At 69.4% G+C, this 13,986-nt stretch carries 14 protein-coding genes, 1 tRNA gene and 1 pseudogene; 4 read left to right on the top strand and 12 right to left on the bottom strand.

Annotated features, from left to right (window positions below):
• Position 1: 1 nt before the first annotated feature.
• Both ACWFRB_RS18215 and ACWFRB_RS18210 read right to left on the bottom strand, forming a co-directional pair.
• Positions 2-1,033 (bottom strand): CobW family GTP-binding protein, encoded by a 1,032-nt coding sequence (locus tag ACWFRB_RS18215; protein ID WP_452642517.1) that lies wholly within the window; start codon positions 1,031-1,033, stop codon positions 2-4.
• A gap of 73 nt (positions 1,034-1,106) precedes the next feature.
• Positions 1,107-2,234 carry an N-acetylmuramoyl-L-alanine amidase gene (locus ACWFRB_RS18210; protein ID WP_452642562.1) on the bottom strand — a complete coding sequence of 376 codons (1,128 nt, stop codon included), beginning with the start codon at positions 2,232-2,234 and terminating at the stop codon, positions 1,107-1,109.
• A 203-nt stretch (positions 2,235-2,437) separates the two neighbouring features.
• Between ACWFRB_RS18210 and murJ the strand changes: the two genes are divergently transcribed.
• Positions 2,438-4,024, top strand: a complete 1,587-nt coding sequence (gene murJ / locus ACWFRB_RS18205) for a murein biosynthesis integral membrane protein MurJ (RefSeq protein ID WP_452642516.1) — start codon at positions 2,438-2,440, stop codon at positions 4,022-4,024.
• Positions 4,025-4,078: 54 nt separating this feature from the next.
• Here murJ and ACWFRB_RS18200 read toward each other — a convergent pair.
• The 3 genes from ACWFRB_RS18200 to ACWFRB_RS18190 form a co-directional block, all read right to left on the bottom strand.
• A tRNA-Ala gene (locus ACWFRB_RS18200) sits at positions 4,079-4,151 on the bottom strand.
• A 158-nt stretch (positions 4,152-4,309) separates the two neighbouring features.
• Complete coding sequence (locus tag ACWFRB_RS18195; RefSeq protein ID WP_452642514.1) at positions 4,310-5,050, bottom strand: DsbA family protein; 741 nt, start codon at positions 5,048-5,050, stop codon at positions 4,310-4,312.
• A 36-nt stretch (positions 5,051-5,086) separates the two neighbouring features.
• Entirely contained in the window at positions 5,087-5,575 is a 489-nt protein-coding gene (locus ACWFRB_RS18190) for a MauE/DoxX family redox-associated membrane protein (protein WP_452642513.1), read from the bottom strand.
• 36 nt (positions 5,576-5,611) lie between these two features.
• Here ACWFRB_RS18190 and ACWFRB_RS18185 point away from each other — a divergent pair, with 36 nt between their 5' ends.
• Positions 5,612-6,355, top strand: a complete 744-nt coding sequence (locus tag ACWFRB_RS18185) for a VIT1/CCC1 transporter family protein (protein ID WP_452642512.1) — start codon at positions 5,612-5,614, stop codon at positions 6,353-6,355.
• Here ACWFRB_RS18185 and ACWFRB_RS18180 read toward each other — a convergent pair.
• From ACWFRB_RS18180 to ACWFRB_RS18150, 7 genes and pseudogenes are all read right to left on the bottom strand, one after another.
• Positions 6,353-7,537 (bottom strand): annotated as a pseudogene (locus tag ACWFRB_RS18180) (MFS transporter); the annotation flags it as partial. The gene ACWFRB_RS18185 and the pseudogene ACWFRB_RS18180 overlap by 3 nt on opposite strands.
• 33 nt (positions 7,538-7,570) lie before the next feature.
• A complete protein-coding gene (pgm, locus tag ACWFRB_RS18175; protein ID WP_452642510.1) occupies positions 7,571-9,214 on the bottom strand; it encodes a phosphoglucomutase (alpha-D-glucose-1,6-bisphosphate-dependent) in 1,644 nt (547 codons plus the stop codon).
• A 43-nt stretch (positions 9,215-9,257) separates the two neighbouring features.
• Positions 9,258-9,545, bottom strand: a complete 288-nt coding sequence (locus tag ACWFRB_RS18170; protein ID WP_452642508.1) for a hypothetical protein — start codon at positions 9,543-9,545, stop codon at positions 9,258-9,260.
• 12 nt (positions 9,546-9,557) lie between these two features.
• Positions 9,558-9,932 (bottom strand): fluoride efflux transporter CrcB, encoded by a 375-nt coding sequence (crcB, locus tag ACWFRB_RS18165; RefSeq protein WP_452642506.1) that lies wholly within the window; start codon positions 9,930-9,932, stop codon positions 9,558-9,560.
• Positions 9,929-10,267, bottom strand: a complete 339-nt coding sequence (locus ACWFRB_RS18160; RefSeq protein ID WP_452642505.1) for a DUF190 domain-containing protein — start codon at positions 10,265-10,267, stop codon at positions 9,929-9,931. The genes crcB (ACWFRB_RS18165) and ACWFRB_RS18160 overlap by 4 nt, the downstream gene beginning before the upstream one ends.
• A 1-nt stretch (position 10,268) precedes the next feature.
• Complete coding sequence (crcB, locus tag ACWFRB_RS18155) at positions 10,269-10,673, bottom strand: fluoride efflux transporter CrcB (protein WP_452642504.1); 405 nt, start codon at positions 10,671-10,673, stop codon at positions 10,269-10,271.
• A gap of 9 nt (positions 10,674-10,682) precedes the next feature.
• Positions 10,683-11,318 carry an LON peptidase substrate-binding domain-containing protein gene (locus ACWFRB_RS18150; protein WP_452642502.1) on the bottom strand — a complete coding sequence of 212 codons (636 nt, stop codon included), beginning with the start codon at positions 11,316-11,318 and terminating at the stop codon, positions 10,683-10,685.
• Positions 11,319-11,519: 201 nt separating this feature from the next.
• Here ACWFRB_RS18150 and ACWFRB_RS18145 point away from each other — a divergent pair, with 201 nt between their 5' ends.
• Positions 11,520-12,722, top strand: coding sequence for a lipase family protein (locus tag ACWFRB_RS18145; RefSeq protein ID WP_452642500.1), 1,203 nt, complete (start codon positions 11,520-11,522; stop codon positions 12,720-12,722).
• Between the two features lie 180 nt (positions 12,723-12,902).
• The gene (locus ACWFRB_RS18140) at positions 12,903-13,928 is read left to right on the top strand and encodes an alpha/beta fold hydrolase (RefSeq protein ID WP_452642499.1); all 1,026 of its coding nucleotides are present in this window, start codon (positions 12,903-12,905) and stop codon (positions 13,926-13,928) included.
• Positions 13,929-13,986: the final 58 nt, after the last annotated feature.

The following is a 13,986-nucleotide window of genomic DNA, read 5'->3' as shown; positions in this document are numbered from 1 at the left end:
CCTAGTTCTCCACCACGTAGCGGTGCACGCCGGTCATGGCCTCTGCACCGCTTTCGTGTACCCGGACACAATCGTCGATGCGCCGGCGCAGCACGTCCGCGTCGATGCCGGAACCGATCAGCACCAGCTCGGTGACGCGCGCCGCTCCCCTGCCCCATGGGCCCGTCTCGAACCGGATGTGCCTGCCGACGGTCTGCAGCGTGTACCGCTGGGTGTGTCCCGGAATGCCGAAATACACAAAGCCTTTGACGCGATACAGGCCGGGTGGCGGATCCTCGAGCAGCCGGGTCAGGGCCCGTGGATCCATCGGCCGGTCGCTGGTGAACGTCACGGCCTCGTAGCGGTCGTGCAGATGATCGTGACCGTCACAGTCGTGGTCGTGCGGATCGGCGAGCAGTTCGTCGAGACCGAGCTGACGCGGGCCGTCGTCGACCCGGGCCACCTCGTCGAACAGCAACCTCGGATCGATGCGGCCGTGCGCGGTTGGCAGCACCGGCGACCGGCCACCCAGGTCCTCGACGCGGGCGAGCACCGATTCCAGGTCGGGTGCGGAGATCCGGTCGGTCTTGTTGAGCACCAACAGGTCCGCCATCCGCAGATGCAGATCCAGTTCGGGGTTGGCCACCCTGGTGTCCTCGAACTCCACGGCGTCGACGAGCACCACCAGGCCGCCGTAGACGATGCGTGGATTCTCACTGCCGAGCACGAGGCGGACCATGTTCCGCGGCTCCGCCAGCCCGCTGGCCTCGACGACGATCACGTCGATGTCCGAGCGGGGATGGGCCAGCCGGTCGAGCATCGAGTCCATCTCGCTCACGTCCACCGCGCAGCACAGGCAGCCGTTGCTCAGCGAGACCATCGAATCGACCTGTCCGGCCACCATCATCGAGTCGATGTTGACGGCGCCGAAATCGTTGACGATGACGCCGATCCGCACGCCGCGGTTGTTGCGCAACAGGTGGTTGAGCATGGTGGTCTTGCCTGCACCGAGGAATCCCGCAACCAGGACCACCGGTATCAATCGCTTCGCCACACGACCTCCCGTCTCGACCGGCCACCCATCTTAGGTCGGTCGAAACGGGGTCGAGTGCGCCCCTCTCGGGGGCTCAGCCCTGAGCGCCCTGCGCCGTCAACGCCTCGAGCAGCCCGCTCAGCAGATTCGAGACCAGCCCCAGGTTCTCACCGGTGGCCAGCCCGGTGAAGCCGCCGAGGCCCAGCTGTTCGAGCAGTGGCTGCAGCAACACGAGCACCTGGCTGATCCCTGCGTCCGCCGGGGCCGCCTTCTCGGTTGTCGTCGTCGCGCTCGGGGGTGCGGGCTTCGTGGTGGTCTTCGTGGACGGCGCGGCCGGCGCGACGGCCGTCGCGGTCGTCGTGGGCGCAGCCGTCGTGGTCGTGGTGGTGGTCGTGGTTGCGTCGGTTCCCGTGGCGGGCGTCGAGGCGACCGTCCCGCCTTCCATCAGGAAGTTGACCGCGCCCGTGGTGATCGCGATCGCGTGCTTGAGTCGGCCGTCGAGGCTGTCGAGGACGGCCGAGTCCTCGGGGTTGGATCCGTTGCCCATCTCGACGAAGACCAGCGGGACGGTGGTGAGCGCGGGACCGGCCACATCGCCGCGGGTCTGCAACCCCTCGACGACCCCGGCGTAGTTCGCGGGCGTGAAGCCGTTCTTGACGTAGACGTCGCGCATCGCGCGGGAGGCCTCGAGGCCCTTGCCGGACTGCGCCTTGTCGACGGCCGGGTCCGGCACCGGCAGCTCCGGGATGATCATGTGGAACCCGTGCCTGCTCGCGTCCGCCTCCGCGGTGGTGGAGTCCGCGTGAATGCTGATCGCCAGGTCCGCGCCCGAGTCGTTCGCCGCCCTGGCGCGATCGTCCACGCACCCGCCCCAGCCGGAGTCGTCCTGACGGCTGAGCACGACCTTGGCGCCAAGGGTCTCCAGGCTGGTCTTCACCAGCTGCGAGACGTCCCAGTTGATCGTGTGCTCGGCGAGACCACCCTGGCTGGTCATGCCGGTGGTCTGGCAGTCCTTCTTGCCCCCGCGGCCGTCGTCGACCTGCCTGGAGAGGTTCTCGGTGTGGGCCGTGCCCTGGTGGCCGGGATCGAGGAAGACCGTCCTGCCGGTCAGCGGGGTCTCGGCTGCGGTGTCGGCCGCTGGTTCGGCCAGCGCCGCCGCGGGCAGCACCATCGCGGTCAGGGTCGCGGCGGCCAGCCCGGCCATCATCGTGGTCATCTTCATCTTCGGGATGGGCGCCGGCTGCGGGTGATCCGCCGGCACCGCTCTCCTTCCACACAGGTAACACCAGTCACTCAGGTCACATTCGGCACCAAGTGAAACAGATGTCGCGCCTGAGGGCGAGGATCCGGGACAACCGTTGGGTTTCCGTGACCTGGCGCCCGGGATCCCCGGGCACGGGCCGTGCGGTGGGGCACCATGGTCGCATGGGGGATATTCAGAGCACACTGGCGCGCTCGACCGGTGCCGTCGCCACCGCGACCGTGGCAAGCCGCACGACGGGCTTCATCCGCACCCTGGCGCTGGCAGCCGTGCTGGGCACCGCGATGGTCGGCGATGCGTACAACGGGGCGAACAGCCTGCCGAACATGGTCTACGAGCTTCTGCTCGGCGGGGTGATGAGCAGCGTGTTCGTGCCGGTACTCGCGCGGGCCCGGTTGCGCGGGCGCGCCCATTCGCGCGTGTTCACCCAGCGCCTGCTGCTGGCCACCCTCATCGGCGCCGCCGCGGCGACGGTGGTCGCGGTGCTGTGCGCCCCGCTGCTGGTCGCGCCGCTGGTGTCGGATTCGGACCAATCCCGGTTGACGACCGTGCTGGCGTATCTGCTGCTCCCGGAGATCTTCTTCTACGCCCTCGCGGCAACGGTGACCGCGGTCCTGAACGTCCGCGACAGCTACGCGCCCGCGGCCTGGGCGCCGGTCGTCAACAACGTGATGGTCCTCGTCACGGTCGGCGTCTTCGTGATGGTGCCCGGCCCGGTGACGTTGACGCCGTCCTCGATGACCACCGCCCAGGTGCTCGTCCTGGGCATCGGCACCACAGCCGGGATCGTCGGGCAGGCCGCGTGGATGGTGGTGGCACTGCACCGGACCGGATTCCGTTGGAGTTGGCGGGTGCGGCCCCTGCCCTACACGTGGCGTCCGGTGCGGGTGGGGGCCGGCCTGCTCGGCTGGATCGTGGCCTACGTCGCGATCAGCCAGGTCGGTGTGACGTTCGTGCTGTGGGTGGCCATCGGCCGCGGCGGCTTCTCGACCTATACCTGCGCAGACCTGTTGTTCCAGGTCCCGTACGGAATCCTCGGGGTGTCCCTGCTGACCGTGCTCACCCCGCGCATCGCCAGGGCGGTCGCCCACGACGACCGCAGCGCACTGATCACCGACATGGGGCGCGCCGCCAGGTACTCGGTGGTCGCACTGGTCCCGGCCGCCGTCGCGATGACCCTGCTGGGACCGATGCTGACCTCGGTGATGTTCATCGGTCGGGTCGACGTCGACGCCGCGCGGCTCATCGGCATCTCGCTGGCGCTGTCGGCGTTCGGACTCGCGCCGTTCGCACTTGTCATGCTTCAGCTCCGTGTCTTCTACGCGGGCAACGACATGCGGACACCGGCGCTGATCAACCTCGCGATAGTGGCGACAAAGATCGCCGTCGTCGCGTTGAGCGCGGCCAGCCTCCCGAGTCAGGTGGTCGTGGTGACGCTGCCTGTCGCGAGTTCCCTGTCATACCTCGTCGGCGCCGTGTGCGGACACTGGGCACTGCGACGCCGCTACGGCCTGCTCGGCTTCCACGCCGTGCTCGAGACGTTCACCCGGGTGCTGTGGGCATCGGTCGTCGCCGGCCTGTTCTGCGTCGCGTCCGTCGGGCTGTCCCATCGGTTCATCGACAACCCCCGCGGGGCCGCGGCGATCACACTGCTGGCCGCCACGGCCCTCGCCGTGCCTGCCTTCCTGCTCGCCGCCAGAGCGATCGGAGTACCGGAGGTGCGCCACGCCAGGTCGCTCCTGATCGGCTGAACAACGACAAAACCCTCACCTCGCAAAGTTGCGAGGTGAGGGTTTTGTCATGGGTGGAGCTAAGGGGACTCGAACCCCTGACCCCCACACTGCCAGTGTGGTGCGCTACCAGCTGCGCCATAGCCCCGTATTCGGTTGTTTCTCCGCACCGGAGTGCGTGCTCCTCCGTGCTCGAAGAAAGTTACACCATTGCCACTCCGGCCAACAAATTGCCTGGTCAAAGCCTACTCGGAGAAGCGAGGGGTGGGCGACTCACTCTCGCCGCCCACCCGATCGCGACCCGTGTCAGTTCAGCTCGGCGACCCAGTTCGGATTGCCGAGGGCATCGATCATGGTGCCGTTCGCGATCACCGTCGGCGTGCCTGCCGCACCGCTGGCCGCGAGCGCCTCACGGCCCTTCTGCGCCGCCGCGGCGGCCTCGTTCACCTTGGCGCCGTCCGAGATGCACGCCACCGCGGCGTCGTTGGCGCCGGAGTCCTTGGCGATCTTGGCCAGGTCTGCGTTGGAGTGGTCCGAGGAGCCGTTCTCCGCGGGCTGGTTCTCGGGCGAGAACAGCGCCGCGTGGAACTTGGAGTACGCGACCGCGTCGCCGCTCTCCGCCACGCACATCGACGCGGCCACTGCGCGGGTCGAGTAGTCACCGCTGGCCGAGAGCCGGTTGAGGAAGTCGAGGATGTGGTACCGCACCGCGACCTTGCCCTCGTCGACCTTCTGCGCGAGCTCCTGGCCGTTCGTGTTCTCCAACTCGGCGCAGTACGGGCACATCGGATCCTCGAAGACGTCGATCGTGGTGGTCGCCTCCGGCTGACCGATCCGCACGGCGCCGTTCTCCACCACCGCCACCTGGACGGCCGAGTTCGACACGGCCCCGTAGCCCTCGTTGCGCGGCTTGCTGCGGTTGCTCTGCCAGATCACCCCGCCGATCACGACCGCGGCGATCACCAGGACCGCCAACCCACCGAGGATGTACGTCGACCGACTCGACGTCGGCTGCAGAGAGGTGACGGGCTTGTTCTTCGCATTCACAGATGCAGTCCTTCGCTCCGAGATTCAAATGTGGCTTTACTCTGCCATCTCATGCTGAGCGCGTACTGAGAGTGCGGGCCTCGATCCGGGCCCGAGCGCGAACGGGCTGCGGGGGAACACGGTAAGCCAACCGGCCAGCGCAAGGAACCCGACGTCGCGGGCGATCTCGAGGGCGTAGTCCCAGCCGTCCACATCCGCGGCCCCGCCGCCGCCGAAGCAACCGCAGTCGATGGACAGCCCGCGGGCCCACACCGAGATGATCACCCCGATCAGCACCACCAGCAGCAGCGCCGACGCGATCGCCGCGAGCCGGACCCCAAGGCCGATCAACAGCAGCAGTCCGAGCGCGATCTCCAGGAACGGCAGCGTGTTCGCCATCGGCCGCACCAGCGACTCCGGCAGCAACTGGTAGGCGCGCACGGCGATCACCGTCCCCGCCGGGTCCGAGGCCTTGAGCACTCCCGAGATCAACCAGACGGCGGCGAGCCCGATCCTGGCAAACAAGCTGACGATACGAATCCACACCCGGCCCACGGTACCGATCGGCGTAGATTCACCGATATGAGCGAGCCGCAGCCCGGCCCCGACGCCATCGAGAACGCGCTGCCCCATGAGTTCGATCACACCCATTCGAACGTGTCCGGCGGCTGGCTCCGGGCGGCGACGTTCGGCGCGATGGACGGCCTGGTCACCAACACGTCGCTGATCGCGGGCGTCGGCGGCGCTGGGGTCGACGCGCACACCGTTATCCTCAGCGGCGTCGCAGGCCTGGTGGCAGGCGCCTTCTCCATGGCCCTCGGCGAGTTCGCCTCGGTCTCCACCGCGAACGAACAGATCGAGGCGGAGGTGAAGGTCGAGACCCGCGCGCAGGCCCGCTACCCCGAGGCCGAACAGGCCGAACTGGTCGAGACCTTCACCGCGATGGGCATGAGCGAGGCGACCGCTGAGACCGCGGCCGCCGAGGTACACAACGACTCCGCACGCGCGGTGAACATCCACCTCACCCACGAGCTCGGCGTCAACCCGAGCGAGAAGCCCTCACCGCTGGTGGCCGCCGGTTCCTCGTTCCTGATGTTCTGTGTCGGCGCGATCATCCCGCTGATCCCGTACCTGCTCGGATTCGAGTCACTCGTCGCCGGGCTGGCCGTCGGCGGGATCGGCCTACTGATCGTCGGCGCGATCGCGGCGAGCTTCACCGCGAAGTCGAAGGTCCGCGGTGCGCTCCGACAGCTCGCCTTCGGCGTGATCGCCGTCGCCGCCACCTACCTGGTCGGCACGCTGATCGGGGTCGGCATCCCCGGTTGACGCCTGCGGGATGGTTTGCGGCGCGACCAGCCAGAACGCGATCGGGAGCAGCATCAACGCGCCGGTGACCGCGAAGGCCACCCCGTAGGACAGGTACTGGGCCAACACCCCGGCGACCAGCGGACCGGCCACCACCCCGACGTCGGAGGCCATCTGGAAGGTCGCCAACACCGGACCGCCCCTGGCCTTCGAGCCGATCACGTCCGCGACCGCGGCCTGCTGGGCCGGGTTCATCAGCCCGGACCCCACGCCCGCGACGAGCGACAGCGCGAGGAACACCAGCAGATTCTCGCTGTACCCGAGGAACATCGTCGCCCCGCCGGCAACCGCCAGTCCGGCCAGCACGAACGGCCGTCGGCCGCGCAGATCCGACAGGCGTCCCGCCGGGATCTGCACCAGCGCGTTGCCGATCGCATACACGGTCAGCGCCACGCCCGCCAGCGCGGTGCCCTCCCCCAGCGCCTCGACCACGAACAGGGGCACCATCGCGACCCGTACCCCGAATGACACCCAGCCGTTGGCGAAGTTCGACACAAGGGATGCGCGGTAGGTCGCCGAGGCCAGCGCCTCGCGCAGCGTCATCGTGACGACGTGGCCGCCCGAATCCGGTGCAGCCAGCGCGGACTCGCGCAGACTCAGGTACACCACCGCCGCCGCGATCAGCAGCGCGACGGCGTAGATCAGGAACGGAGCGCGCAGCCCGAAGCCGGCGAGTGCGCCGCCGACCAGCGGCCCGCCGATGGTGCCGAACAGGAAGGACGTCGCATAGAGGCCCGACACCCGCCCGCGGATGCCCGGCGGCGTGATCCGGATCAGCAGACCCAGCGCGGACACGGTGAACATGGTCGACCCGATGCCGCCGATCGCCCGGAACAGCAGCAGCTGCCAGTAACCCTGCGCGAAGGCCACCGCACCGGACGAGACGGCGACGATCAACAGCCCGGTGAGGTACGTCGGGCGCTCCCCCAGCCGCTGCACCAGCGCCCCGCTGAGCGGCGCGAACAGCAGTCGCATGAGGGCGAACACGCTGATGACGGCGGTCGCCGCGGTGACCCCGACGTCGAAGCTGCGGGCAAACTGTGGCAGCGCAGGAGCGACGATGCCGAACCCGAGGGCGATGACGAAGCTGGCCGAGACCAGGACCCAGATCTCGCGTGGCAGCTTATTTGCGGTGGTGTGCATGATTGCCACCGATCCTAGCCAGCGGCGAAAAGCTCAGGCGTCTGCGCCCAGCGCCCGGGACACCAGCTCCCGCGCCTCGTCCTGCACCTGCGCGAGATGCTCCCTGCCCCTGAACGATTCGGCATAGATCTTGTACTTGTCCTCGGTGCCCGACGGCCGCGCGGCGAACCAGGCGTTCTCCGTGCAGACCTTCAGCCCGCCGAGCGCCGCACCGTTGCCGGGCGCCGCGGTGAGCGTCGCGGTGATCGACTCGCCCGCCAGCTCGGTCGCGGTGACCTGCTCCGAGGACAACGCCGCCAGCGCCGCCTTCTGCTCGCGGGTGGCGGGCGCGTCGACCCGCGCGTACTCGGGGCTGCCGTACCGCTGCGCGAGCTCGGCGTACCTGGCCGCGGGCGAGCGCCCGGTGACGGCGGTGATCTCGGACGCCAGCAGCGCCATGATGATGCCGTCCTTGTCCGTCGTCCACACCCGGCCATCGGTGCGCAGGAACGACGCCCCCGCGCTCTCCTCGCCGCCGAAGCCCAGCTCCCCCGTCAGCAGGCCAGGCACGAACCACTTGAACCCGACGGGCACCTCCACCAACTCCCGGCCGAGACCCGCCACCACCCGATCGATCATCGACGAGCTCACCAAGGTCTTGCCGACCTTGGTGCCCGGCGCCCAGCCGGGCCGGTTCGCGTACAGGTAGTCGATGGCCACCGCGAGATAGTGGTTCGGGTTCATCAACCCGCCGTCCGGGGTGACGATCCCGTGCCGGTCGGCGTCCGCGTCGTTTCCGGTGGCGATGTCGAACCGGTTCCGCGCGCCGATCAGCGAGGCCATCGCGTCCGGGGACGAACAGTCCATCCGGATCTTGCCGTCGGTGTCGAGGGTCATGAACCGCCACGTCGCGTCCACCAGTGGGTTCACCACAGTCAGATCGAGGCGGTGCCGCTCGGCGATCGCACCCCAGTAGTCGACGCTGGCACCGCCGAGCGGATCGGCGCCGATCCGGATGCCTGCGTCGCGGACCGCGTCGAGGTCGACCACGTTCGGCAGGTCGTCGAGGTACGTGGCGAGGAAGTCGTAGGGGCGGGCCGTGCCAGCGAGCGCCGCGGCCAGCGGGACCCGCTTGACCCCCGCGAGGCCTGCCGCGATCAGCTCGTTCGCGCGCGCCTCGATCGCCGAGGTGGCCGCGGTGTCTGCGGGCCCGCCGTGCGGCGGGTTGTACTTGAAGCCGCCGTCGCGTGGCGGGTTGTGCGAGGGCGTCACCACGATGCCGTCGGCCCGTGCGGCCGGACCGGAGGCGTTGTGCCGCAGGATCGCGTGACTGACCGCGGGGGTCGGCGTGTAGCGTCCGCCGGAATCGATCAGCACCACAACGTCATTGGCCGCGAGGACCTCGAGCGCGCTGGTCCAGGCGGGCTCGGAGAGCGCGTGGGTGTCGCGGCCGAGGAACAGCGGTCCGGTGATCGACTGACTTGCCCGGTACTCGGCGATGGCCTGCGTGGTGGCGAGGATGTGTGCCTCGTTGAAGGCGCCGTCCAGGCTGGATCCGCGGTGCCCCGAGGTGCCGAACGCGACCCGTTCGTCAGGGTTCTCCGGGTCAGGAATGCGGCTGTAATAGGCCGTCACCAGCTGCGCGAGGTCCTCGAGATCCTGCGGCTGGGCGGGCGTGCCTGCTCGATCGTGCGCCACGACGCGCCTCCTCGGTCGGTGATTGTCGGTCAGCGCCATTGGATCACGTCGAACGCTTGACCAATCGCAGTGTCAGTACGGGAAGAAGCGCGAGCGTCGCGAACACCGCAGCCCCGAACACGCTGACCGCAAGCAATCGGACCGTGCTCAGATCACCCAGGTACCCGACTTCCTCACTCGCGACCCCGATCGCGGGAAAGCACAGGAAGGCCGCGCCTGCCGCGAGCAGCCACCACGATCGCCGCCCGCCGGTGGTGGCGACGGCGGAGCCCACGCCCGCGACGAGCCTGCGGGTCATCGGCATCCTGATGTCGGTCTCCGAGTACGGCACTGCGCCATTCGATCACGTGAACAGCGCGTGTGCCCCCGCGAATCCGAGCGCCGCCGCCGCGATTCCCGCCACGACGCTGACCACGACGTTGGCGAGCGCGTACAGCCGCACCCCGTCTTCGACGAGCCGGACCGTCTCGTAGCCGAAGGTGCTGTACGTCGTCAGGGCACCACAGAATCCGGTGCCGACCAGGGCCATCACGGGACTGCCATGACCGGCCGCGGCGCCGGCGCCGACCAGCGCGCCGAGGATCAGCGACCCGATCACGTTCACTGTGAGGGTGCCCCACGGGAACTCGCTGTCGGTGCGGGAACCGACGGCGCGGTCGAGCAGGAAGCGGGCGGGCGCCCCGACCATGCCGCCGAGGATGACCAGCACCACCGTCACGGTCGTTCCTCGGTGAAGTGCACCCGCTCGACGCCTTCCAGGGTCACTGTGGCCTCGGTGAGCAGTTCGCCGATGCCGTCCAGGAACCCGCGGATCCGCTCCTCGGTGTCGACCGCGACCACCAGCAACGGCAGCCCGTCGGCCAGGTCGAGCAGCCGCGTGGTGTGGATGTGCGCGGATGCGCCATATCCCTCGACACCCCGCCACACGCTGGCACCGCCCAGCCCGGCGGCACGGGCCCGCTTGACGATCTCCTGATACTTCGGCTTGTGGTGCCAGAGGTCGTCCTGCCCGAGGATGATCGACAGCCGCATCTCCGTGCGCGAGTAAGACATGTCAGCTTCCTTTCCCGGCGAAGGCACCGGTGACGAGCCGTGCGCCCCACACCCCAACCAGGACGGCGGCGAGCGCCGCGATCACCGTCCCGAAGAGGTAGCCGAACGCGATCGGATAGTTGCCGGACGCGAGCAGGCCCCGCACCTCGACCGCATAGGTCGAGAAGGTGGTGAAGCCGCCGAGCACCCCGACCCCGAGAAATGGCCGAAGCAGCCGGTGCGCGGTCCAGACCTCGGTGATGAGCACCATCAGGATGCCGATCAGCAGGCAGCCGATCACGTTGGTGATCAGCGTCGCCCACGGGATCTCCTTGGTCGGCATCGCGTGCGCGATGCCATATCTCGCGAGCGCACCGATCCCGCCGCCGAGCGCGACCACCGCGAGAAGCGATCCTTCACCTCGCATGTGAATCATCTACTCCGACAGCCTGAACCGCACCGCGGCGATCACGTCGCCGAGGGCCTCGGCCAGGACCGCCAGGCGTTCGCTCGGCCCTGGCGCCGACAGCAACCTCAGCCGATCCACCGCGACGAGCGGGAGACTGGCCGCGAGGGCGTAGACGCGGTCGCCCATCTCACCCGGCAACTCGTCCAAACGGGGAAACCCCGGCACGGGGATGCCGCGCACCGCCGGGGACCGGCTCAGCAGCCCACCGAGCTCGTCCACCAGTGCGCCGACCTCGTCGATCGAGTCCGACCCGTAGTCCGTGCCCTCGTCGGGCCACGGTTCCACGTCCGCCCGCGGGTAGGGGTTGTCCGGCAGCCAGCGGCGCACCCGGATCCGGCTTTCGCCGACGCACCCGAGCAACAGTCGACCGCCCTGCACCCGCTCGTAGTCGACGATCCGCGCCACGGTCCCGATGTCGGTGCGCTCGTCGCCGCCACCCACCTCGTGGCCGCGACTGATGAGGACCACGCCGAATCGCCGCAGGTCCGGGGACGAGGTCAGGTCTTCGACCATCTCGAGGTAGCGCGGCTCGAACACCTGCAACGGCAGCAGTTCACCGGGTAGCAACACGGACCCGAGCGGGAACATCGGCAGAGCATCCACCGTCACAGCATGCCCTCGATCCGGGTGTCGCGCCGATAACCGCGAAAGACCGCGCCGATCTTCGCTAGTGTGAGCTACGTCATAGTGCGGGGGTACTTGACGAACGGCGGTGAGCCACATGCTGCGGAGTGCATCACTCTGGCACGGGGCCGCGCCCTGGGCCGCGACTTCGGTTTCTCCCACCCTTCGTCGGAGGTTTCGATGAGAGTCACACTCAGAGATTCCGCTACTGCCTTCCTGGCGGCGCTCGCGCTGGCCCTGTCGCCTGCGATCACCGCTCCGCATGCGGCCGCACAGGCCCCGCCGATGATGCCCGCGCCCGACCCCGACCCGTTCTACTGGGCGCCACCGGACCTCGCCGCCAGGGTGAACGGCGACATCCTCCGCAGTAGACCGGTCGACGTCTCCCGGTTCGGGAACGCGGACGGATGGCAGATCACCTACCGCTCCACGAACTCGTCCGGCCACCCGGTTGCGGCCGTCACGACCGTCCTCGTCCCGCGCGGCGGGGTGGATCGGCCGCTGCTGTCCTACCAGGCGATCATCAATGCGCTCGGGACCCGGTGCGGACCGTCGCACACTCTGTTCAACGGGCAGCTCCAGGAGGCCCCGGTGGTGAACCTCGCGCTGATGCGGGGATGGGCGATCGCGCTGCCCGATCACCTCGGCCCGACCAGTGCGTACGGCGCCGCCAGGCTGGGAGGCCAGATCGTCCTCGACGGGATCCGGGCGGTGCAGCACCTGCCCGAGGCGAGGCTCGGGCACAGCCCCGTCGGACTCGCCGGCTACTCGGGCGGCGGGATGACCAGCGGCTGGGCCGGCGCGCTCGCACCGACCTACGCCCCCGAGCTCCCCATCGTCGGCGTCGCGGCAGGCGGCGTCCCTGCGAACCTCAGCGAGCTCGCGAACGGGCTCGGGACCGCGCCGCACCCACTGTTCGGCCTCGGCTTCGCCGCCACGCTCGGCCTCGAACGCGAGTACCCGTCCTCGATCCCGTTGGCGAGCGGCCTCACCGGCGCGGGCCTGGCGCTGCGCGACCGGATCGCCAACGCCTGCTCTCAGGAGATCATCGACGCCGGGGCAAACCACAGCGCGGCGGAGGTGTCCGCCGATCCGGCCCGAATCAACGCACCGATGGTGCGGGCGATCTTCGACCAGAACAGTCTGATGATGTACCCAGGAGTCCCCCGTGCCCCGGTGTTCGTCTGGCACGGCAACGGCGATCAGCTGGCCCCGCTGGATTCGATCGCGGCGACCGTCGGCCGGTACTGCGCGGCCGGGGTGCCGGTCCAGTTCACCGTGTTCCCAGCAGACCACGGCCCGGCCAGCCTCGAGGGGCTACCCGGCGTCCTCGGTTGGCTCGACGGCAGGTTCGCCGGTCAGCCCGCGCCGAGCAACTGCTGAGGTCGGCGACCAGCGATCAGGTGCGATTCGTGGCTCCCCCGTTGACGACTCGGCGCTGATAGCGTCCGGCCAATGCACTTCGGTCGGTCGATATCGGTCATCGCATCCGGACTCATCGCGGTCGGCGCCTGCGTCCCCACGGCTCGCGCCACGGCTCCCCCGTCCGCTCCAGGAACGATCGTGAGCTCGTCCGCCCTTCCGAGCGGCGACCTGATCGACGGCGCGGCCGAGGGATACCTGGTGACCTACAACACGACCGGGCAGGACGGCAGGCCCACCGTCAGCACCGGGCAGGTCTTCGTCCCCCAGGGCACCGCGCCCGAGGGCGGCTGGCCCGTCGTGTCCTGGTCGCACGGCACCACCGGGATCGGCGACCAGTGCGCGCCGAGCGTGACCGGGAGCCTCACCACGACGCAGCTGCTGCTCGACTACCTTCGCCGGGGATACGCCGTGGTCGCCACCGACTACATCGGCCTCGGCTCACCCGGCCTCCACCAGTACCTGGCCGGTCGCGCCGAGGGGCAGGCCGCGATCGACGTCGTTCGCGCCGGGCGCAACCTTCGGCCCGACCTCTCGACGTCCTGGGTGTCCGTCGGGCACTCCCAGGGAGGGCAGGCCGCGCTCTTCGCGGGACACATGGCAGGCGAGTACGCCCCGGAGCTCGATCTCCGCGGAACCCTGTCCTACGCACCCGAATCGAACGTGGAGAACCTGCTGGCCGTGGCCGGACCCTACGTTCCGGCCCTCGACGTCCTGCAGGGCGCGAGCACCTACCTCGTGTACATCCTCGCGGGCCTGAACTCCGCCCGTCCGGACCTCGGGATACCCGGCTACCTCAGCGAGTTCGGGGCGCGCGCGATGGCATCGGCTGAGCTCGGATGCGGCGACGACCTCGGCATGCTGAGGGGAAGATCGGTGGGCGCGCTGTTCGCCAGGCCGTTGCTCGATCCGGCCGTCGTCAACGCACTTCAGGACTACATGGCCGTGCCCACCACCGGCTGGGAGCGGCCGATCATGATCGTGCACGGAACCGACGACCTGACGGTCCCCATCCCGGTGAGCGTCGCCCTGCAACTGCAACTCGCAGCGGGCGGGGCCGACTTCCAGTTCAAGGTCTATCCCGGCACGGACCACCGGAGCGTCGTCCCCGCCGCGGACCGGGACGCGACCGGCTTTCTCACGGCCCTGCTCCCGCCACCGCGCTGACCCCGGCCGGGATCGACGAGGGCACCGAACAGGGCAAGGCCCCGCAGTCGATTTCGAC

The sequence above is a fragment of the Rhodococcus sp. NPDC055112 genome (assembly GCF_053607505.1).
Note: the sequence above shows the minus strand (reverse complement) of the source record. Positions and strands in the feature narration are given on the sequence as shown.

Coding starts and splice junctions, on each gene's coding strand:
- ACWFRB_RS18210 (WP_452642562.1), bottom strand. CDS start 2,234: ATGAAGATGACCACGATGATGGCCGGGCTGGCCGCCGCGACCCTGACC.
- murJ (WP_452642516.1), top strand. CDS start 2,438: ATGGGGGATATTCAGAGCACACTGGCGCGCTCGACCGGTGCCGTCGCC.
- ACWFRB_RS18185 (WP_452642512.1), top strand. CDS start 5,612: ATGAGCGAGCCGCAGCCCGGCCCCGACGCCATCGAGAACGCGCTGCCC.
- ACWFRB_RS18160 (WP_452642505.1), bottom strand. CDS start 10,267: ATGTCTTACTCGCGCACGGAGATGCGGCTGTCGATCATCCTCGGGCAG.
- crcB (WP_452642504.1), bottom strand. CDS start 10,673: ATGCGAGGTGAAGGATCGCTTCTCGCGGTGGTCGCGCTCGGCGGCGGG.
- ACWFRB_RS18145 (WP_452642500.1), top strand. CDS start 11,520: ATGAGAGTCACACTCAGAGATTCCGCTACTGCCTTCCTGGCGGCGCTC.